Here is a 20,060-nt window from a genome sequence, read left to right as displayed (position 1 = left end):
ATGCCTGATCCTCGCGGACAATGGACGTGTGGAGCAAATGGGCAGCTCGTTGGGTGCCGTGCCGAAGGCAGCGGAGAAGCTGCGCGGGCTGCGCAGGATGAAGCTCGTGGCGTTGGGGTTCCTCCTCGGCGCCACAGTGATCTTCGCGGCCACGTGGGCCTGGGAGAACGCCGGCGGCCCGCCCTGGGTGGGCTACGTCCGGGCGGCTGCCGAGGCGGGCATGGTCGGCGCACTGGCCGACTGGTTCGCGGTGACCGCCCTGTTCCGGTACCCCCTGGGCATCCGGATCCCGCACACCGCGATCATCCCGAACCGGAAGGACGTGCTCGGCGACAGCCTGGGCGAGTTCGTCGGGGTGAACTTCCTCTCCGAGCAGGTCGTCCGAGACAAGCTGGTCCGGGTCGACGTCTCCAGGCGGCTCGGCGAATGGCTGTCCCAGCCGGAGAACGCCGAACGCGTCACCCAGGAACTGGCCACGGTCGTCCGCGGCGTGGTGGCCGTGCTGCGCGACGAGGACGTCCAGGCCGTGTTCGAGCAGGCGGTGACCAAGCGGATCGTCGCGGTCCCCTGGGGCCCACCGCTGGGCAAGCTGATGGAACGGGTCCTGTCCGACGGAACCCACCGCCAGCTGGTGGACCTGCTCTGCGACAAGGCCTACGACTGGGTCAAGGAGAACCACGAGAAGTTCGCCGGCATCGTCTCCGAACGGGCCCCCAGCTGGTCCCCGAAGTTCGTGGACTCGATCGTGGCCGACCGGATCTACGGCGAAGTGCTGTCCTTCGCCTGGCTGGTGAAGACCGACCCGGACCACCCCATGCGCCAGGCCCTTGACCGTTTCCTGATCACCTTCGCCGCGGACATGCAGCACGACCCGGCGATGATGGACCGGGCCGAGCGGGTGAAGAAGCAGGTCCTGGAACACCGAGAAGTGCAGAACGTGATCGGCTCGGCCTGGGCGAACGTGAAGCGCCTGCTCCTGGACGCGGCCGAAGACCCCTCCAGCGAACTCCGGAGAAGAGTCCGAGAAGGCCTGCTCTCCCTGGGCCGCCGTCTCACCCACGAAGACGCGCTCCGCAACAAGGTGGACGGCTGGGTGCAGGGCGCGGCGGCCTACATAGTGGTGAACTACCGGGACGAAATCACCACGTTGATCACGGAAACGATCGACCGTTGGGACGCGGAGGAGACGTCCCGAAAGATCGAACTCCAGGTCGGCCGTGACCTGCAGTTCATCCGGATCAACGGGACTGTTGTGGGGGCTCTTGCCGGCCTTGCCATCTACACCATTGCCCATTTGTTCGCGTAGTCGTTGTTCAAAAGAAGCCCTCGCCGGGCGGCAGATCGATCAGGAGAGGGAGGGGTGCCCTCTCTCCCGCCCGACCTGCCCGAAGGGAACCATGGGCGTCAAGGGGAGCGTATGGCCTGGTCCCGGGGCCGGGTCCCGTAGGCGCACCCCTTGACACCCATGGTTTGCAAAGCACAGGTCGGTCGGGAGAGAGGGCACCAAAACCCCATGTGCATGGCGCTCCGCGCCAAGAGAAAGGACAAGGGCGCCTGCGGCGCCAAAGCCCACTGTTGGTTAGGCGCCAAAGGCGGCAGTTTGTTTGTGGGTGGGCCGAGTGGGTGGTGAGGCGGCCGTAGGCCGCACCTGGGGGGTTTGGGGGGCTGGGCCCCCCAAAATAATCCGGACCGACCCGGCGAAGCGAGCGAAGCGAGCGAAGCGAGCAAGCAGGGAGGCCCGGAGGGTAGGTACGTCCCCGCTCGACCCGGCTGGGGGTCCCGGGGAGCGGGGACGTTTGGCTCGCCGAGGGGGAGGGGGCGAGCATCCATAGCGTAGCGCGTTGACGACTGTGCGTGCCAGGGGTCGGGGTCAAATCGCGTTCACAATGTTGGCTGACCGAGTGAATGATGGTCGTCCAGTTGGCTGGGTCGGTGGTTTGCGTGGAGGTTGTTGGCCAGGTCGGCGGCTATTTTTGGGGCGGCGAAGGAGGTGCCGCTCCAGCGGGCCACGCCGTACTCGCGGGTCTCGGTGCCGGGGGCCACGGTGGGTGAGTCGGGCATCAACCGGACATGGCTGCTGGTGATGTCGACGCCGGGGGCGGTGGCGTTCACCCAGGGTCCTCGGTTGGAGAAGGCGGCGATGGTGCCGTCGTCCTCGGTGGCCGCGACGGCGATCACGTGCGGGTGGGCGGCGGGCCAGAAGGGGCGGTCGGTGCCGCCGTTGCCGGCCGCGGCCACCACTGTCGCGTCGGACCAGTGGTCGAGTTCGTGGGCGAGGATCGGTGGGCACTCGTTGGTCGCGGTGTGGCAGCCCGATGTGAGGAGGGCGATGTCGGCTTGGCCACGCAGTGTGCGCAGGGCGGCGGCGATCGTTGTGTCGTCGGTGAGGCCCATGGAGGACAGCACACGGTGGTGACGGAGGGTGACGCCGGGGGCGTTCTGGATGACGATGCCGGCGACGAAGGTGCCGTGGCCGGCTTGCCGGTCGGGGGTGCCGTCGAGGTCGTTGTCGAGCACTTCGGGTTGCAGGCCCCATTCGGACAGCCACCGGCGGCCGGCGAACCAGGGGTGTGGGTCGAGTCCGGTGTCGAGGACCGCGACCGTCACCGGTGGGTGCCAGGTTTCCGGGGACGGCGGCCGTGGCGCGGGCACGTCGAGATGTGGACCGCCGGTCCAGATCGGCGTGCCGAGCATGATCGGGCTGCCGATGTGCACATGGTTCGGCGCCACCGACCAGCGGTCGGCCACGTCCGCGGCGATCTCCACCGGACGGTCCCGCAGTTCGGATCGCAACAGGATGCGGCCGGTCGGCTCAACTCGATCCACCCATCGGCGCAGTTCGTCCGCGACTGGTCGGACGGCACTCGGATGGGCGACCAGTTGGCCCGCTCGGACAAGACTTTCCCGAGGGCCGTCCGGATCGTGCAGAACCAGGTCGGGAATGCGCCACTGCCACCTCGAAACCCAGTCCGCCAACCGCATCGCGCGTTGATTGTCCACGCCGGACACATTCGCGCGGTCGCCGCCCACTCGCCCAGTAGCACTAGAAGGATCACCCGGTTCGGTGAATACGACCGGCCCTGGATCACTGCCGAATGGACACACACGGGTCGGACATGCGAATCCGTCTTTCCGGCGGACGTTCTCGAAGCTAGGGTGCAGACGGCGAATCCGCGAGTGGAGCCGAAACGGTGGTGGTTCGAGGTGGCCAGGTCGGGGCCGGCGCGTGACGCCGGTGCACGCCTGCGCCGCGTCGTGCTGCGCTTCTTGGCGTTGGCCGGCTTCACCGCGTTGGGGTGGCTCGCCGCTGTTCTGCTGGCCGGCGCCGCGTCCGCGGACACAGGCGTCCCACAGACCAATGTGAATGCCGTTCAGCCACACTCTTCACCCACGAAAAAGCCCGCCCGAAATGGCGGAAATCCGGGCCTTGTCGGCGGCCTGGTCGGCGGAGTGCTGAACACCGTCGACACCACTGTCGGGAACGTCACGACGACCGTGACCAACACCGTCGGCGCCGTCACCACAACGGTGACCAACACGGTCGGCGCAGTGACCACGACGGTCACCAACACCGTCGGCGCGGTCACCGACGCCCTGCACCAGGTCATCACCACGGTGACCGACCTGCCGCAACACATTCTTCCCGGCGGCGGCCAGTCCGGCGGCGGGATCACGTTGCCGCCGCTGGTCCAGGATCCAGTGAACGACCTGCTGAAGCCGTCGGCGCCGAAGGCCTCGAAGACGACCGCGACCGAGCAGCCCACGGCCCGCGTCGAAGCGCTGGCTCCGGTAGCCGAGACCGTCGCTGAGACTCCCGCGCCCGAACTGACGCTGGTCGCCGAGCCGCAGCACTCCCACAGTCTCCGCGTCGCCTCACCGGACACCGGCCACAGCGACGTCCACAAGGCCAACCGCGCCCACGAGCGGGCCGCTCCCGGCGGAAACGGGCCCAGCCCGCTGCCGAGCCCGAGCGGACCGATGGCTCCCGCGGCGCCCGGCCCCAGCTTCTCCTCCGGCAACTCCAGCGGCTCCGGCGCGCGCGGCGCGTTGGCCGCCGTCACCCCGCAGGCCCGGCTCGCGCCCCCGCCCCTGGTGGGTCGGTTGGATCGCGCGCACCCGGTCGCCGAGCGGGGACACACCCCTGGCCTGCCGGTCACCACACCTGACTGACACCCCCGCCTGGCGGTAGGGCAGTCGTCTGTCCTGAGCACACCCGTGCCGCCCTTTGGCCGCTTTTTGCCGGGATTCGCGAGATGAGCCCATCCGGGACCCGTCTCGTCCACGAACCACCACGAACCACCCGACCTGCCGACCGCGCCCGGTCAGGTCGGGACCCGGCCCCGGCGTCCGCGATGCCCCCGCGGCGCCGGGGCTCCACCCCCCAACTGGCTCGCAACGCCTGGCCGGCACAACGAGGGGCTGTGCCGTCCGTTGACCTAGGACTAGCGGCCAGTGTGTCCAGCGGGTTTGATGGAACCCGCCGGGCACAGCATGTGCGTCGGATGGTTGTGACGTCGTCCGAGAGGTCGAACACGTTACGCCATCCGGCGCACTGTTTTTACAGCGGTAGAGGTGAGGCTGACCACCCCCGAATGGCGGGTATGTCACCGTCGCGGCGGCCCGGGGCCCGCCGGGGCACCCCGGTCTGGCAGCACAAATAAACCCGTTTGTGACCTAGCAGCCATGTCAGTTACCCGGTGCGGGCAGCCTTCGGCCAATAGGCTGGTTTTGTGGGCACTCTGCTATGGCTGGCGTTCGTCCTGGCGCTGGCCGGGGCGTTACTGAACGGCCTGGGGGCGTTGTGGCAGAACTCCGCAGTCCGGGACAAGCAGGACGGTCAGCTCGTCAAGCTCGGCGCGCTGCTTGACCTGCTGCGCAACCGCCGCTGGCTGATGGGACAGTCGGCGGTCATCGTCGGCAGCGTGCTGCACTTCGGTGCGCTCGCGTTCGCGCCGGTGAGCGTGATTCAACCGATCGGAGTACTGGCGATCGCCGTGACGACGGTCGCGTCGTCCCGCCGGGAACACACATCGCTGACCTTCGGCTCGTGGCTGGCGCTGGCGGCGGTCGTCATGGGGGTCGGCGGCTTCACGTCGCTGGCCGCGACGAACGCGCAGGTCACGAGCGTCTCGGACGCCACAGCCGTCCTCATCGTGGTGATCGTCGGCCTGATCCTGATGGTGCTCGGGCTGGTCGGCAGCATCGGCCGTGGGCTGGTTCGCTGCCTCGCGTTCGCGGCCGGCGGCGGCGTGGTCTTCGGGTTCGCGTCCGTCGTGGTCCGGTTGGCCGCGCTCGCGGTCGAGCACCGCAACCTGGCCGACTTCCCCACCGGGTCGCTGATCGGGGCCGTGCTGGCCATCCCGGTGGCGATCTGGTTCATCCAGCAGGCGCACGCCAGCGGCCCGCCCAACGTGGTGGTGGCCGCGCTGACCCTGACCGACCCGGTCGTCGCCATCGGCATCGGCTACGTGGCCCTCGGTGAGGGCGCCAAGACGTCCACGATCGCGACCCTCAGCGAAGCCGGATGCTTCCTGCTCGCCGCCGCCGGGATCGTCCTGCTGTCCAAGCTGCAGCCCGCCAAGCCGCCGGGCCTGGCGGAGACCGTGGAAGGCCCTCGCGAGCGGGAAGAGATCCGCTCACGAGGGCCGCGGCGCTAGCTCAGCCGGTGAAGCCGGCGTTGGCCTTGGTGAAGTCGTACTGGCCCTGGCCGATGCCCGCGCAGTTGTCGCAGTCGCGGTTGAGCGCCCAGAACGACACCCGGGCGAGGTGGACGCTGTTCGCCCAGCTCACGATGGACTTGAAGTTCGCCACGCTGACCACCTCACCGGCGTTGTCGGTGTGACCGTTCATCGAGGACAGGCCGGACTTGCGCCACGCCGCGTCGTCCGACAGGCCGTAGACGGACTTGACCTTGTTCTTCAGGCCGGTGACCGCGCTCTTGGTCATCGTGACCATGTCGCCGCCGCTGGAGAAGTCGAACGGCATGACCGCCCACACGTCCACGGGCGCGCCCAGGTCCTTGGACCGCTGGATGAACCGGTTGCCCCAGCTGTCCGGGCCGGACGTGTTCGTGCCGATCGTGACGACGACCTTCACCCCCGGGTTGTTCTGCTTGACGATCTTGATGGCGCCCATGACGCGGTCCTGGACGCCTGTGTTCTGGAACTCGTCGGTGTTCTCGATGTCCAGGTCGATCGCGGTGAACTTGCCGGCGTTGATCACCTTCTGGTAGGCGGCGGCCAGCGCCGAGGCCGACGAGCACGTCGGGCCGAGCTTGTTGCCGGACCAGCCGCCGATGGACGGGATGGCGTCGCCGCCGGCCGCCCGGATCTGGTTGACCCGGGTGATGTCCGCGCCGGTCAGCGACCGGTCGCCGTCCCACGCCGGGTTGCAGTTGCCCTTGGACAGGACGAACGCGAGGGTGAACGACTTGATCCCGGTCGCCTTCATCACAGTGACCGGGTTCTGCGGGTTCTCCCACTGGTACAGGTAGGGCGCGGCCAGCACGGGATTGACGGCGGCCTGAGCCGCGGGTGCCATGGCTAGGGTTGTCGCGGCGACGGCCGTGGCAACGAGAATCCGCCGCATGATCTTCATGTCAAGCCTCCAGCAGCAGGGTTGCGGAGCGCACCTCCCGACGTCTTGGCGGCGGTGTCGGACCGGAGGCGGCTGATTACCTTCAGCAAGCCCGAAGATGGACTAGACCAATACGCTCTGTCAAGAGGTAATGCCCGGCGGGCCGTGCCGATACGTCAGTGGACACGCCGCCGCGAGAAGGGCCGCTGGATGCCAGCAAGGGTCATCAACCTCACCGTGCACGGTATCGGCGATCCCCCTCGTGAGCTGGACCCCGGCGAGGACCAGACGTGGGTGACGACCGAGCAGTTCACCCAGGTCGTCGACGCGATCGTGGGCCGGTCCGACGTCCGGCTGACCTTCGACGACGGCAACTCCTCCGACGTCGAGATCGCGCTGCCGCTGCTGGAGTCCCGTGGCCTGCGGGCGGAGTTCTTCGTCCTCGCCGGCCTGCTGGACGAACCCGGCCGGGTGTCCAGGACCGACGTGCGCAAGCTGCTGGACGCGGGCATGCGGGTCGGCTCGCACGGGTGGGCGCACCGCGACTGGCGCCGAGTAGGCCCGGCGCAGGCGGTCGAGGAGATGATCGAGGCACCCAGGTTGCTCGCCTCGGTGACCGGGACGCCGGTGACGCGCGTGGCCGTGCCGTTCGGGTCGTACGACCGGCAGGTACTGACGCGGCTGCGTGGCGCCGGCGCGTCCGTCGTCTACACGAGTGACGGCGGCCCGGCCCGGTCCAGCTCGTGGTTGCAGGCGCGGACCAGTCTCCGGCACGACATCGGTCCTGAGTGGACGAAGGACGTCCTCGCCGGCCAGCCCGGACTGCGCCGGTCACTCCGGCGAACGGCCGTGGGGCTGGTGAAACGCAACCGTGGGCCGGCGCGATGAGGCTGACGTGACATCCCGAGTCGCGGTCGTGATCGTGACGTACAACAGTGCGGTCACCCTCCCCACATGCCTGGCGGCGTTGCCCGATGGCGTGGAGATCGTCGTGGCGGACAACAATTCCCGCGACGACACCTGTGACATTGCGAAGAACACACCAGGTGTGCGGGTCGTGCAACTCGGCCGTAACGCCGGCTACGCGGCCGGGATCAACGCGGGTATCGCCGCGCTGGGCGAGTTCGATCACGTCTTGGTGGTCAACCCGGACGCGCGGGTTCGTCCGGGCGCGATTCCACTGCTGGTCTCGGCCTTCGACAATCCTCGGGTGGGCATCGCGGCGCCACGGCTGGAAAACCCGGACGGAAGCCTCCAACCCTCACTGCGCCGCCCACCAACGGTGGGCCGGGCATGGGCCGAGGCACTGCTCGGCGGGAACCGGGTGGGCCGCTGGGGAACGCTGGGTGAACTGATCACCTCGCCCGAACGGTACGCCGTTCCAGGACCCGCCGCATGGGCGACAGGTGGCGTTTTGATGCTTTCCGCAGCCGTGTGCAAGGAAATGGGGCCGTGGGACGAGTCTTTCCTCCTGTACGGCGAGGAAACCGACTTCGCACTACGAGCCAGCAAACGGGGATTCCTGACCTGGTACGCGCCTGACGCGGTCGTCGAACACGACGGCGGCGAATCGGGGACGAATCCGATGCTCTGGGCATTGCTGACAGTGAACCGGGTCCGAGTGGTCCGTCGCCACAACGGTTTCCTGCCTTTCCTGGGGTACTACGCGGCTGTGGTCCTGGGCGAGGCGATCCGCGCCGCATCCGGCCGCCCCACAGCGCGCGCCGCCCTGACCGCCCTGTTGCGTCCGTCGCGCCGGTTGAAGGTGTTGCCGCAATGAGACTGGTGCCGTTCTCATCGTTGACCCCCACCCAGATCGACGAATGGACCGCGCTGCGCGAATCCACATGGGACAGTCCATATTTCGACCCGTCCTATGTGGCCGCAGTGGACGTGGGCAGGCCGGTACACGTCATCGTCGACGACGGCTTCTTCCTGCCGTTGCACATAGCAGGCTCGACAGCGACTCCGGCCGGCTCGCCCGGAGCGGACTTCCAAGGCCCGATAACGTCACCAGGTACTAGGTTCTCCCCCAAAGCGCTGTTGACGACCGCCGGGGTGAAAGCGTTCACGTTCGACCACTTGCTGGACGGATACCCAGACCTGGCCCCCTGGGTGGAGGAGCGGCGGCCGTCGCCGTACATGGACGTCACCGACGGCCTCGACGGCTACCTGACCCGGGCGGCGAAAAGCGGCAAGGACAAAATGAGCGAAGCCCGCCGCCTCACCAACAAAGCAACACGCGACCTCGGCCCAGTAACCTTCGTCGCCGCCTCACAAGACCCAGCAGATCTTGATCGGGTGATCGAACTGAAGCGCGACCAGTACTCGTCAACGGGAGCGCGCGACCACTTCGCCGACCGGTACCAACGAGAACTCCTCCATCGACTGCTCGGCAACGGACTTGGCCTGCTGTCGACAGTGCACGCGGGCCCCCACCTCCTCGCCGCGCACTTCGGAATGCGATCGGGAGAAGTGCTGCACTGGTGGTTCCCGGTGTACGAACAAAAGTTCGGCCAGCTCTCCCCGGGCTGGATCCTTCTGCGTGAAGTGGTCATGGCCGCCCCCGAACTGGGGATCACGCGAATAGACCTGGGCCGGGGAGAAGACGACTACAAGCGAAGGGCGATGACCGGGTCGTCCACAGTGTGCATAGGAGCGGTGACCGCCGGCGGACTGCGCACGACAATGCGGAAAGCAAGCAGGGCGGCGATCAGCGCGGCGAAGGCATCTCCGATCGCCCCGCAACTCAGATCGATCGTCCGCAAATTCCGCTGATCTCGATCAAGAACAGCTCTCCGTGATCAACCACTCCGCCGTTGGTCCGTTCGATGGAAAGTTCCACTGTTCATCCGTTATTCACTAACAGTGGGGCGGCCGGCACGGATTTAGTGTTCGCCTCGAGTTATGTCGGGTGTTCGCGGACTTAAGAAGATCTGTTCTCGAGAAGGACGCCGGAATGATCGTTGACGAGCCGCTGTTGCGGGTGCGCCGGCCACTGCCTTTCTACCGGCGCCGTGGCTTCCGCCGGGTCGTCCTGCCGGTAGCTCTTGGCGCGCTGGCCGGGCTCGCTGTCCTGGTGCCCAATCGCGCGCTGACGCTGGGTGTGCAGACCCTGGACGTAGTGGAGGGGAACGTCGGCTCGAAACGAGTGCTGTTCGACGACCCCGAGATCCAGGACCGGCTGCTCCGCCGGCATCTGCGCGTCCACGTGACGAACAAGGGGTCACGGGCCGGGGTGACGTCCGACCTCGGCGGAATCGATTTCGTGTACCCCTCCGGGCAGCCCGCCGAGGAGATGATCAAGGGTCGTCCGGGAGCGCGCGAGCACTTCCAGCTGTTCACCAGCCCGATTGTGATCGGTACCTACCGCGAATACGTTCCGGCGCTGGAAAAGGCCGGGCTGATCACCACCCAGCGGCTGGCGCAGGACGACGATCCGGCAGCCTTCCACGACAGCGGCCCGCCGATCTTCTACCGGCTCGACTTCGACCGCATGGTCGACGTGATGCAGCAGAAAACCAGGTGGTCCGACCTGGACCCGAGGCTGAAGCACAACGAGATCCTCGCGCAGACTTCCGACATCTGCGATTCCAACCACGCGGAGACATATCTGGCGCTGCTGGCGTTCGCCGAGAACAGGGATCGCGCGAATCCCAACGACAAAGGCAGGGTGGTCAGGCGGCGGGAGGAGGTGCAGGACGTGGCGCGGCGGATCGGTCCGCTGGTGCGTGACCGGGGGATGGCGGCCAAGGCACCACAGGAGCTGTACTTCGTCGACGAGGGCAAGCAGTGGCCACTCATCGTGTTGTACGAGCACCAGTTCCTGTCGTACCAGGTCGACGCGATGCGAACGTCCGGCCAGCTGGACCGCGACCGGGTGCTGTTGTACCCGGATCCCGGCTCCCTGACCCAGCCCGTGATGGTGTCACTGACCGACAAGGGACACCGGCTCGGCGACGTCGTCGACACCGACACACAGATCCACAAGCGGGCGCTGGCGCTCGGCTTCCGGGTCGTGGCCGACGGGGGCGTGTACGGCAGCAAGGAGTTGTCGAAGTACCTCGGGGACAACCAGGTGCCGATGCCGTTGCTCGACCAGAACGCCACGACGGCCCAACTGCCGGACCCCACCCTGTTGGAACTGATGATCGACCAGGTGCTGGACGGGATCCGCACGTGCCCGAAAGGCCCGTGATGATCTGTCGTTGGCGGGGCGCGCTGGGCGCGGTCGTCGTTTCGCTGGGGATGCTGGCGGGATGCACAGGCCCCAGTGACGATCCGGTGCGGCTGCGCGTGGTGGCCAGCTCGGAGCTGGCGGACATGCGACCGCTGCTGGCCGACCTGCGCAAGGACACCGGAGTCCAGCTGGACGTCGACTACCGAGGCACGGTCGACGCCAGCGACGCGATCGCCGAGGGCAACCACGACCGGTTCGACCTGGCCTGGTTGTCGTCCGACCACTACCTGGAACTCCGGTTGCGCGGGCGGAAACCGTCCGCGCCCCTGCCGCTGAGCACCACGATCATGACGTCACCGGTGGTGGTCGGGGTGACCCCGGACATCGCGGGCAAGCTCACCGCCCACGGCCCGGATGTCACCTGGGCACAGATCGCGGACCTGGCCGCGAGCGGGGAATTCCGGTTCGCCATGGGCGATCCGCGGCACAGCGGCAGCGGTCTGGCCGCGTTGGTCGGGGTGGCGACCGCGGCGGCGGAAACGGGTCGCGCGCTGCGGCCCGAGGATGTGCGGTGCGATCGCCTCTCCGGCTTCTGGACCGGCCACAAGGGACTGAGTGACAACGCCGCCGACGCCGAACGCGAGTTCGTCGCGTCGCCGGACGGGCTCAACGGCCTGATCACGTACGAGTCCGCGCTGCTCACACTGAACGCCAACGGCAAACTCAAGCAGCCGTTGCGGCTCATCTACCCGACAGACGGGATCGTGCTGGCGGACTACCCGATGCTGCTGCTCAACGACCGGCAGCGCGCGGCGTACGACAAGGTCGTGGCCTGGCTGCGCGGCGAGGAGACACAGCGGCGGATCATGAACGACACGTCCCGGCGGCCGGTCAACCCGGCTGTGGGACGCACCGACCGGCTCACCCGGTCGATCGGCAACGCCCTGTTCTATCCCGACGACATCAACGTGATCGTCAAACTGCAGAACAACTTCCGCGCGCCCGGGAACACCGATCCGACACGCAGGTATGTGGTGTTCGTGCTGGACTACTCCGGCTCCATGCGGGGCCTGAGGATCGAGGCACTGCGCGCGGCGTTCGCGGAGCTGACCGGGGCGAGCGGGTCCAGCTTCGTCCGGTTCTACCAAGGCGAACGGTTCACGGTGCTGCGATTCGCCGGAACAGTGCTGGAGCAGCGCGAGTTCACTGTGGGCAGCGAGCAGGACCTCGCGGCACTGCGGGACATGCTCGCCACCGAGAAGTTCGGCGACAGCACGGCAATCTGGTCGGCGGTCGACGCCGGCTACGAAGCCGGCGCGAAGGTCCAGGCCGAACGGCCGGGCACGCAAGTGGCGGTGGTGCTGATGACCGACGGGCTGAACAACGCGGGGATCGGCGCCGACGAGTTCCTGGCGGGCCAGCGCCGCCGCGGCCCGGTCGGCCCCCTGTTCCCGATCCGGTTCGGGGACGCCGACGCGACGGAGCTGAGCACCGTGGCCGGCCAGACCCCGGGCGGCAGGATGATTGACGCCACCACCGGGTCGTCGCTGGCCAACGCCTTCAAGGAGACCCGTGGCTGTTTCTGACGGACAGTGGGTAGCGTACTGGTGGCCCGAACTGCTGGTCTGGCTGTGCACGATCGGACTGCTGGTGTCCCTGCCGGTGATCATGTGGCGCCAGCGGCGCAGGCACCGGCTCAGTGAGCGGCGCGTGCGCCGCGGGGTCACCGTCTACCTCGACGACGACTTCGTGAACCAGGTGAAGGACGCCGACGACGTCGAGACGGAGGAAAGCGCCATCACCACTGACGAGGGTGGCGGCAGCCTGACCCTGAAGCTGCTGCACGTCGGGAAACGGGCGTCGGTCACCCGCGAGATCCGGCGCAAGTTCCGCGAGACGTCGTCGCCGATCGCCCGGATCGGCGGCATGCTGGACGTCCTCGACCGGGAGAACGAGATAGTGCGGGTCGACCTGGTTCGCAAGGACGTGATCGGCAACGCCGCCCTGGTCACGAGCCTCAACGTCGGTCCCGACAACCTGCCCGGCTCCGTGCGGCTGGTCGGCACCGGCGGGTTCGTGCTGCTGACCGGCACGTTCCAGGTCATCAACGATCCGGTCGCCACCTTGGCGGATACAGTCGTCCTGGCCGCGGGCTACGGCGGCCCCGCGGCCGACGCGACCATCGGCCCCCGGGTGACGCTTGCCTGCGCTCGCAAGTACATGCGGTACATCCCGGAGGGCCCGATCGCTGGTGGCCGCTGCCTCGGCTGGGTGGAGAAGTGGGACGCGCAGACAGCGCGGCTCGTGTTCCACCCGGTCGCGCTGTTCCGGTGACATCGCCCCGCGGGGCTCAGTTGCGGCCTAGTCCGGTCCAGGTGAAGCCTGCTCGGCCCAGGACGTCTTTGTCCAGGAGGTTTCGGGTGTCGATCACTACTTGGGCGCGGACTGTGGTGGCCAGGCGGGGCCAGTCGAGGGTTCGGAACTCTGGCCATTCCGTCAGGATTACCAGGCCGTCGGCTTCTTTGGCGACCAGGTAGGGGTCGTCGACGACGGTTACCGCGGAGAGTTCTGGGCGCATTGTGTCTGCTCGGACTGCTGGGTCGTAGGCGAGCAGTTCTGCTCCTGCTTGGCGGAGGAGGGCGGCTACGGCCAGGGCTGGGGAGTCGCGGAGGTCGTCCGTGTTCGCTTTGAAGGTCAGGCCGTAGATGCCGAGGCGGAGGTGGGAGAGGGAGCCGCCGCGTCGGCCGGTTACCGCCAGGCGGATCTTGTCGACGATCCGTTGGCGTTGTCTCTCGTTGGTGTCGATGGTGGCTCTCAGGAGGCGGAACTCGAAGTCGGCTGAGTCGGCGACCTGGAGCATCGCCGAGGTGTCCTTGGGTAGGCAGGAGCCGCCCCAGCCGGGGCCGGGGGCCAGGAATGCCTGGCCGATCCGGCGGTCGTAGCCCATTCCCTCCGTTACGTCCGCTATGTTCGCGCCGAGGCGTTCGCACAGCTCCGCCATGGCGTTCACATAGGACAGTTTCATGGCCAGGAAGCAGTTGGCCGCGTACTTCACGAGTTCGGCGCTTGCCGCGTCGGTCAGCACTGTGGGGGCGCCGAGGCGGGCGTACAAAGCGGACACACGTTCCGCGGCGTCCTGTTGGTCACCGCCTACCACGATCCGGTCCGGGTTCAGGAAATCGTGCACCGCCGAGCCCTCGCGGAGGAACTCGGGGTTGCTGACCACGGACACGTCCGACCTGTTCAGCAACTCTGCTGTCCGTTGCGCGGTGCCGACCGGCACGGTCGACTTGTTGACCACGACCGTTCCCGGCTGGAGCAGGGCACCGACCTCGTCGATCACCGACTCGACTGTGCTCAGGTCGGCGACGCCACCGACGCCCATCGGGGTCGGGACGCACAGGTACACGATCTCGGCGCCCTCCTCGTGGCCGGCCACCGCTGCCCGCGCGCCGACCACAAAGGACAGTCGACCGGCCGCCATGCCCTCACGGACCAGTTCGACCAGGCCCGGTTCGAGGATGTCCACCTCGGCCCGGCGCAGCCGCTCCACCTTCGCCGGGTCCACGTCACCGCAGACCACTTGATGACCCAGGGAAGCGAGGCACGCACCCGTGGTCAAACCCACGTACCCGGTGCCGATCACCGCGATCCGTCTGGCGAACATTCCCTGCCCTTTCAGTCAGCCGTGGGGGTCACCCGACGCAGGGTCCGCTCCCCACGCAGGCCAGTGGTGCGGTGATCAAGAACCACAGCCGGCCGCGACGGCGGTGCGACCGGCTCCGGTTCGACGTCGAACAGCTCGTTGTACACACCGACATACGCGGCCGCCTGCGGACGCCAGTCCAGCACTCGCTCCGCGCGCTCCCGACCGGCCTCGCCCAGCCGCTGACGGCGCTCGGGGTCGTCCAGCAACGCGACGACCTCCTTGGCGAAACCGTCCATGTCACCCGGGTCCAGATACACCGCGCACTCACCCGCTGACACGACCGTCTCCGTGAGACGGTACGAGACCACAGGCAGCGCGTACGCCATGTACTCCATCGTCTTGTTCATTGTGGACACGTCGTTGAGCGGGCTCAGTGGGTCCGCGGACAGGCCGATCGCCGCGGTCGACAGGTAGTCCGCGATCTCCGGCGGCCCGACCCGGCCGGTGAACGTCACGTGGTCGTCCAGCCCGAGTTCGGAACACTGTTTCTTCAGGTCCTCCAGGCAGTCGCCGAACCCCATCAGCGCGAACTGGACATCCTCCCGGCCATGCTCACGCACGATCTTGTGCGCGATCTCCAGCACGCCGTCGACGCCGTCCTGTGGTCCCATGATTCCCAGCCACGCCACCAGGTGCTCCCGGCCGTTACGCAACTCGGGCCTGGCCTCGCCGGGCTTCATCACCGACGTGTCCGGTCCTGATCGGACGACCGTGGTGTGCTCCCGCGGCACGTCACCGCGCTCCCAGGCGATCCGCTGGTACGACTGGTTCGTCGAGATCACCCGGTCGGCCGTGTGGAACGTCTTGCGTTCCAACCAGTACAGGCCGGCGAGCTGCGCCCGGCCGGCCAGCCCGGTCGGCTCGCCGAACCGGGACCGGTACACCTCCGGGTTCAGGTCGTGGTGGTCGAACACGAACCGCACCCCACGCGACCGCCACAGCCTGGCCAACGCCCAGTACGTGTCCGGCGGGTTGCACGCCTGGATCACGTCGAAACGCCGACGCCGCCACACCTTCAACGTCAACCGGGCGGTCCGCAGCCAGCAGTACACGAACTCGAGGAGATACCCCAGCACGCCGTTCGCCTGCGGCGGCGGCGCGTACTTGTACAGGTGCACGCCCGCCAGCTCCTGGTACCTGGCGTCACCCGGCCCTTTTGGACAGATCACCGAAACCTGGTATCCAGCGGCGGTGAGCGCCTGGCACTCCAACCAGACCCTGCGGTCCAAGGGAACCGGCAGATTCTGGACGATGATCAGCACATGCCCACGAGTCACCTTGGCGCCTCTTCCATACGTTCCAGCCGACATTTCTCATGTCGCGCCGAAGACCCCCGGGGTTACCGTTTTCCGCGAACCGTGGCGAATACCTCCGTTCGGGTAGGTCAGCAGGTCACCACGCCCTCGAACAAGATCGAAAATAACCACTCGCCCGCGTTGGACAGAACGGCCTAATGCCTTCGAGTAAACGGCCGACAGTATTCGGCTTTCGTTGCCCCAAAGGGAAACACGGGGTTACCCCACGAGGGTGGAGCGTGCGTTTCACATCACCCGCACGCGTACATTTCGCCCTAGCGGCTACCGCGATCGGCCGACCATGTGCCGTCCTTGCCCGTCGACCGCCGCCAGCGCGCGACCATCTTGTCCGCCAACAGGACTGTGAGGAAACACACGGCGTCAAGCGGGCCGACCTGCCGCCGACGCACCAGCCCGCCGAGCATGCCCACGCCCAGCGGCGGATCTTCGGCCTTGCGGCCCAAGCGATCCAGCTCCTGATTGCCCAGCCGCACGCGGGCCCGGCGCCGGATCACCGCCCGCACGGTCCGCGCGGGCCGGACCACCGACCGCGCGCCCTCCACCGACTGGCGTTCACTCGCCGAGAAGGTCCGGTGCACCCAGCCGTCGTCGGAGATCACCACCGGCAACGGGAAAACCCGGTCATGTCCCTCCTGGCTGAGCATGTACGCGCCGGTGCCGGACAGGCCGCGCCGGCCGGCCATCAGCCGCTCGAACACCCGGTGGAACCGCTTCGCCAGACCGGAAACCCCGGCCAGGTCGTAGTCCGGGACCGGCGAGCACGCCAGCGCGCCGCGGTCGATCGCCTTGATCATGCTGCGTAACGACTCGGTGTCCAGGTCGACGTCCGCGTCCAGGTACAGCCGGGGAAAGGCCCGACACTCCGCGTCACCAAGCCCTAACGCATGCGCCTTGCCCGCCACCGCGGTCTCCACGACCCGGACACGTTCGGCCCGCGCTATCTGGGCAGTCCTGTCCTCGCACGCGTTCGCGACCACGATCACGTCCAACTCGCCCGGCTTCGCCGAGACGGACAGTGACCGCAGGCACCGCGCGATCACCGACTCCTCGTTGTGCGCCGCGATCACCACACTGACGACGGGTTCAGCCACGGCCCCCACTATCGCACTGGCACCGGGGAGGCGGCGTTGGGGATCACTTGCCGGGCCGGCGCGGACCCGTCCGCGGGCACGAAGTAGACGGCGCTTTTCTGGTCGTTCACAGCGGCGCCGTACGCCAGGGTCGAGTCGTCCAGCCACGCGGCCTGGTCGTCGATGCCTGTTGTGCCTGGCAGCTGCCGTTCCTGCTTGGTCTTCAGGTCGTACACGACCAGGCTCCACGGCTGGGTCGGGGTCGGCCGCTTCTTGTACGCGACCCTGGTGCCGTCCGGGGAGATCGACGGGCATTCAGCGGTCTGCCGCACCTCGTCGAGACGCTGCGTGGTCAGATCGCCACGGACCAGATACGTCCGGCCACTGCTGGCGAGGGTAGCGTAGAACGTCTTGTCGTCCGCGCCGACCGTGATACCCCAGTAATTGATGTCGGCCGCGGTGGTGACCCGGCCGGCGATGGTCGCGGTGAAATGTTCGATCGAATCGGTGACCGTGCCGGTCCGGATATCGAACACCCCACTGCGGGTAGAAAAGCCGCCAGGGATGGTATACGAGTCACCCGTCACGAATGACGTCCACGACACGATATTGCCGGACACCGACACCCGGGCCCGACTGGGAATCCCTGGCAACGGAATGGTCTTGACAAGTTCTTCCCGCCGGAATATCGCCGCCTCGTAACTGGGCCCCAGACCGGCCAGCCGCAGGCATACGGACGTATCCACGGCTCGGTAGAAACGTTGGCAGCGCTGTGAACTGACCGTGCGCGGGCCACCCGGCTGAGCAAGCTTCACCGTGGTCACAAGGTTCTGTCCGCCGGTCAGGTCGACGAACATCAGGTCGCCGACGACCGGTGGCGCCGCGTTCGCCGTCGCGGCGGGCTGGTTCGCCGCGGTCCACGCGACGTAGCCCCCGCCCACCACCACGAGGACCACGATGGCGACGACGCCGACCACGACGCGATGCGCCGACATCCACTGCTTCAAGCCCGTCTCCCCGGCATCAGAAAAGCGACCCCGACCAGGGCAGCGACCATGACACCCGCCAACACGGCGACCGCCGTGGCCATCGCCATCCCGGCCAGCATGACCCCGAACACGATGGACGACGCCATCCGGGCCAGCGCTTGTCCGGTTTGGACGGTGGCCATCCCGGTCGCTCGCAGCTCCGCCGGGACGAACCCGCCCGCGTACGCCATCAGGACGCCGTCCGTGCAGGCGTAGAACGAACCGTGCGCGACAAGGGCGACGGCGGCCGCGGCGTACCCGCCGTGGGGGACCAAAAGGGTGATGTACGCCACCAGAAGGAGCATGTGCCCGGCGAAGAACACCTTCCAGCGACCGATCCGGTCCGACAGCTTTCCGATAGGTGCCGCCCCCAGCAGGAAGACCGCGGCGGTGCCCAGCGGAAGCAACGGCAGCAGGTTGACAGGGATGCCCGACACCTTCTGCAGCACGACGAAGATGAACGCGTCACTGATCGTCACCAGGCCGAGCACGGCCGCGGCGATCGTGGTCAGCCGGAACGGCTTGTCACGCAGCAGATTCAGGCCGGCGCGCAGGGACACCTTCTTGGTCCTGGCCGGCGGGCTCTTGTGCTCTCGGACGAACGCGGCCAACACCACCAGGCCGATCGCGGCGAAGCAGAAGCTCACCACGAACACCGGTCCTGGGTCGGTTCCCAACTGCCACAGGATCAGGGTGGTCAGCAACGGCCCGCAGAACGCGCCGACTGTATCCATGGCGCGGTGCACGCCGAACGCCGACCCGAGCTGGTCCTGGGGCGTCACGAGGGAGATGAGGGCGTCGCGCGGGGCGGTCCGGGCGCCTTTGCCCGCGCGGTCGACCGCGAGGACACCACCGATCGCCGCCGCCGACGACCCGACCGCCGGGAAGACCAGCTTGGTCACCGCGGACATCGCGTACCCGAAGAAGGCGACCAGCTTGGGCCGGCCGACGCGGTCCGCGACGAACCCGCCGACCAGCCGGAGAACCGCGGTCGCGCCGGTGTACAGGCCGTCCAGGAGTCCGAACTGTACGTATCCCAGCTGAAGCGTGTAGAGCAGGTAAACAGGGAGAAACGCGGTGACCATCTCGGCGGACACGTCGGTGAGGAGGCTCACCGTGCCGAGCGCGAAAACGGTGCCGGGGACGCCTTTGAGCACCCGTACGGACGAGCCGGGGGTGCGCGTCGAGGCGACGTACATTGCGGCGCCCACCTCTCCAAGATCCGGCTGCCGTTGGACACATCGCGTGACGGGATTCCACCGTTAGCCGCATCGATCGGCGCTACCGTGGGAGAACGCTGCGTGACGGCTTTAGGCCATTGGCCGTACATCCCACGCGAGGGTGATTGCGTCAGGTAACAGTTCCTGCTGCTGACCAGATCTTCTTGACGAGTACTGGGCATCGCGATCGGGGACGAGATGGACTTCTGGAAGACGATCCGGGTCCTGCTGCGCCGTTGGCGCGTGGCAGTGCCCGTCTTCGCCGTGTCCCTCGGCCTCGCCGCCGCCGTGTACGTGTCCGTGCACACCGAGTGGGAGTCGACCGGGACGATCGTGCTGGCGTCGCCGACCGACGGCGCCAAGACCAACGCCGGCAACAAGGGCCCAGTCGACCAGGTGAACCCGCTGCTGGCGTTCGACGCGAGCCTCAACACGTCCGCGACGATCATCATCCAGAAGCTGCAGGACCCGGCCCTGATGGAGCAGCTGGTGGGCACCAACTCCAAGACCACGTACCAGATCGGCAACGGCCAGCTCACCGGCCCGTTCATCGTCGTGGTCGCGAACGCGCGGTCGCCCGAGGAGGCGAAGGGCACTGTCAGCAAGGTGTTGGACCGGGCCAAGGCCGAGCTGAAGCAGAGTCAGGAGGCGCTGAAGGCGCCCGCCTCCACGTTCATCACGCCGCAGTCGGTGATCGACCCGACCAAGCCCGAGGCCAAGATCGGCGGCAAGGTGCGGTTCGCCGGGATCGCACTGGTGCTCGGATTCATCGCGAGCCTGTCCTCCGCGTACATGGTCGAGAGCGTCAGCCAGTCGCGCAAGAAGAAGCGCACCCGCGAGGAGGCGGTCGAGGCGTGGCAGCACCACGGGTCGCTTGAGGCCACCAACGGGACCCCGGTGGCCGGTGGCGCCGGCGAGACCATGCGGATGCACCCGATCACCCCCAAGTCGTCCTGACCGC

Annotated in this window: 17 protein-coding genes; 10 read left to right on the top strand and 7 right to left on the bottom strand. The window is 67.7% G+C overall.

The window, feature by feature from the left end:
- Nucleotides 1-37 precede the first annotated feature (37 nt).
- Nucleotides 38-1,306, top strand: a complete 1,269-nt coding sequence (locus tag EV192_RS04675) for a DUF445 domain-containing protein (protein WP_132111404.1) — start codon at nucleotides 38-40, stop codon at nucleotides 1,304-1,306.
- A gap of 575 nt (nucleotides 1,307-1,881) precedes the next feature.
- On the opposite strand, the gene EV192_RS04670 is transcribed toward EV192_RS04675, so the two are convergent.
- Nucleotides 1,882-3,000, bottom strand: a complete 1,119-nt coding sequence (locus EV192_RS04670) for a S8 family peptidase (protein ID WP_243726629.1) — start codon at nucleotides 2,998-3,000, stop codon at nucleotides 1,882-1,884.
- Nucleotides 3,001-3,204: 204 nt separating this feature from the next.
- Here EV192_RS04670 and EV192_RS04665 point away from each other — a divergent pair, with 204 nt between their 5' ends.
- Nucleotides 3,205-4,170 carry a hypothetical protein gene (locus EV192_RS04665; RefSeq protein WP_132111402.1) on the top strand — a complete coding sequence of 322 codons (966 nt, stop codon included), beginning with the start codon at nucleotides 3,205-3,207 and terminating at the stop codon, nucleotides 4,168-4,170.
- Nucleotides 4,171-4,730: 560 nt separating this feature from the next.
- On the top strand, nucleotides 4,731-5,657 hold the full coding sequence (locus EV192_RS04660; protein ID WP_132111400.1) for a DMT family protein: 927 nt from the start codon (nucleotides 4,731-4,733) through the stop codon (nucleotides 5,655-5,657).
- Nucleotide 5,658: 1 nt separating this feature from the next.
- Here the strand turns inward: EV192_RS04660 and EV192_RS04655 are convergent, their stop codons facing one another.
- Entirely contained in the window at nucleotides 5,659-6,597 is a 939-nt protein-coding gene (locus tag EV192_RS04655) for a glycoside hydrolase family 18 protein (protein WP_207925881.1), read from the bottom strand.
- Nucleotides 6,598-6,786: 189 nt separating this feature from the next.
- Here EV192_RS04655 and EV192_RS04650 point away from each other — a divergent pair, with 189 nt between their 5' ends.
- From EV192_RS04650 to EV192_RS04625, 6 genes are all read left to right on the top strand, one after another.
- Complete coding sequence (locus EV192_RS04650) at nucleotides 6,787-7,464, top strand: polysaccharide deacetylase family protein (RefSeq protein ID WP_132111398.1); 678 nt, start codon at nucleotides 6,787-6,789, stop codon at nucleotides 7,462-7,464.
- 7 nt (nucleotides 7,465-7,471) lie between these two features.
- Nucleotides 7,472-8,356: a glycosyltransferase family 2 protein gene (locus tag EV192_RS04645; RefSeq protein ID WP_243726628.1), complete on the top strand. Its 885-nt coding sequence runs from the start codon at nucleotides 7,472-7,474 to the stop codon at nucleotides 8,354-8,356.
- A complete protein-coding gene (locus EV192_RS04640; RefSeq protein ID WP_132111394.1) occupies nucleotides 8,353-9,354 on the top strand; it encodes a GNAT family N-acetyltransferase in 1,002 nt (333 codons plus the stop codon). Before EV192_RS04645 ends, EV192_RS04640 begins: the two co-directional genes overlap by 4 nt.
- A 181-nt stretch (nucleotides 9,355-9,535) precedes the next feature.
- Nucleotides 9,536-10,774, top strand: a complete 1,239-nt coding sequence (locus tag EV192_RS04635) for a hypothetical protein (RefSeq protein WP_132111392.1) — start codon at nucleotides 9,536-9,538, stop codon at nucleotides 10,772-10,774.
- Nucleotides 10,756-12,342: a VWA domain-containing protein gene (locus tag EV192_RS04630; protein WP_243726627.1), complete on the top strand. Its 1,587-nt coding sequence runs from the start codon at nucleotides 10,756-10,758 to the stop codon at nucleotides 12,340-12,342. Before EV192_RS04635 ends, EV192_RS04630 begins: the two co-directional genes overlap by 19 nt.
- Entirely contained in the window at nucleotides 12,329-13,090 is a 762-nt protein-coding gene (locus EV192_RS04625) for a hypothetical protein (protein ID WP_132111390.1), read from the top strand. The genes EV192_RS04630 and EV192_RS04625 overlap by 14 nt, the downstream gene beginning before the upstream one ends.
- Before the next feature lie 16 nt (nucleotides 13,091-13,106).
- On the opposite strand, the gene EV192_RS04620 is transcribed toward EV192_RS04625, so the two are convergent.
- From EV192_RS04620 to EV192_RS04600, 5 genes are all read right to left on the bottom strand, one after another.
- Entirely contained in the window at nucleotides 13,107-14,423 is a 1,317-nt protein-coding gene (locus tag EV192_RS04620) for a UDP-glucose dehydrogenase family protein (RefSeq protein ID WP_132111388.1), read from the bottom strand.
- Nucleotides 14,424-14,434: 11 nt separating this feature from the next.
- Nucleotides 14,435-15,742 carry a glycosyltransferase family 4 protein gene (locus EV192_RS04615; protein ID WP_243726626.1) on the bottom strand — a complete coding sequence of 436 codons (1,308 nt, stop codon included), beginning with the start codon at nucleotides 15,740-15,742 and terminating at the stop codon, nucleotides 14,435-14,437.
- Nucleotides 15,743-16,035: 293 nt separating this feature from the next.
- Nucleotides 16,036-16,872 (bottom strand): glycosyltransferase family 2 protein, encoded by an 837-nt coding sequence (locus tag EV192_RS04610; protein ID WP_165960207.1) that lies wholly within the window; start codon nucleotides 16,870-16,872, stop codon nucleotides 16,036-16,038.
- Nucleotides 16,873-16,880: 8 nt separating this feature from the next.
- The gene (locus EV192_RS04605) at nucleotides 16,881-17,858 is read right to left on the bottom strand and encodes a TolB-like translocation protein (protein WP_243726625.1); all 978 of its coding nucleotides are present in this window, start codon (nucleotides 17,856-17,858) and stop codon (nucleotides 16,881-16,883) included.
- Nucleotides 17,855-19,078, bottom strand: coding sequence for an MFS transporter (locus tag EV192_RS04600; RefSeq protein WP_132112985.1), 1,224 nt, complete (start codon nucleotides 19,076-19,078; stop codon nucleotides 17,855-17,857). Before EV192_RS04600 ends, EV192_RS04605 begins: the two co-directional genes overlap by 4 nt.
- A gap of 219 nt (nucleotides 19,079-19,297) precedes the next feature.
- Between EV192_RS04600 and EV192_RS04595 the strand changes: the two genes are divergently transcribed.
- On the top strand, nucleotides 19,298-20,056 hold the full coding sequence (locus EV192_RS04595; RefSeq protein ID WP_132111382.1) for a hypothetical protein: 759 nt from the start codon (nucleotides 19,298-19,300) through the stop codon (nucleotides 20,054-20,056).
- Nucleotides 20,057-20,060 lie beyond the last annotated feature (4 nt).

Source organism: Actinocrispum wychmicini (assembly GCF_004345645.1).
Classification (GTDB): Bacteria; Actinomycetota; Actinomycetes; order Mycobacteriales; family Pseudonocardiaceae; genus Kibdelosporangium; species Kibdelosporangium wychmicini.
This window is presented reverse-complemented; position numbering and strand designations above follow the sequence as displayed.

Excerpts from the sequence above, each read along its gene's own strand:
- EV192_RS04675 (WP_132111404.1), top strand. The coding sequence starts at position 38 with ATGGGCAGCTCGTTGGGTGCCGTGCCGAAGGCAGCGGAGAAGCTGCGC.
- EV192_RS04655 (WP_207925881.1), bottom strand. The coding sequence starts at position 6,597 with ATGAAGATCATGCGGCGGATTCTCGTTGCCACGGCCGTCGCCGCGACA.
- EV192_RS04650 (WP_132111398.1), top strand. The coding sequence starts at position 6,787 with ATGCCAGCAAGGGTCATCAACCTCACCGTGCACGGTATCGGCGATCCC.
- EV192_RS04640 (WP_132111394.1), top strand. The coding sequence starts at position 8,353 with ATGAGACTGGTGCCGTTCTCATCGTTGACCCCCACCCAGATCGACGAA.
- EV192_RS04635 (WP_132111392.1), top strand. The coding sequence starts at position 9,536 with ATGATCGTTGACGAGCCGCTGTTGCGGGTGCGCCGGCCACTGCCTTTC.
- EV192_RS04620 (WP_132111388.1), bottom strand. The coding sequence starts at position 14,423 with ATGTTCGCCAGACGGATCGCGGTGATCGGCACCGGGTACGTGGGTTTG.
- EV192_RS04600 (WP_132112985.1), bottom strand. The coding sequence starts at position 19,078 with ATGTACGTCGCCTCGACGCGCACCCCCGGCTCGTCCGTACGGGTGCTC.
- EV192_RS04595 (WP_132111382.1), top strand. The coding sequence starts at position 19,298 with ATGGACTTCTGGAAGACGATCCGGGTCCTGCTGCGCCGTTGGCGCGTG.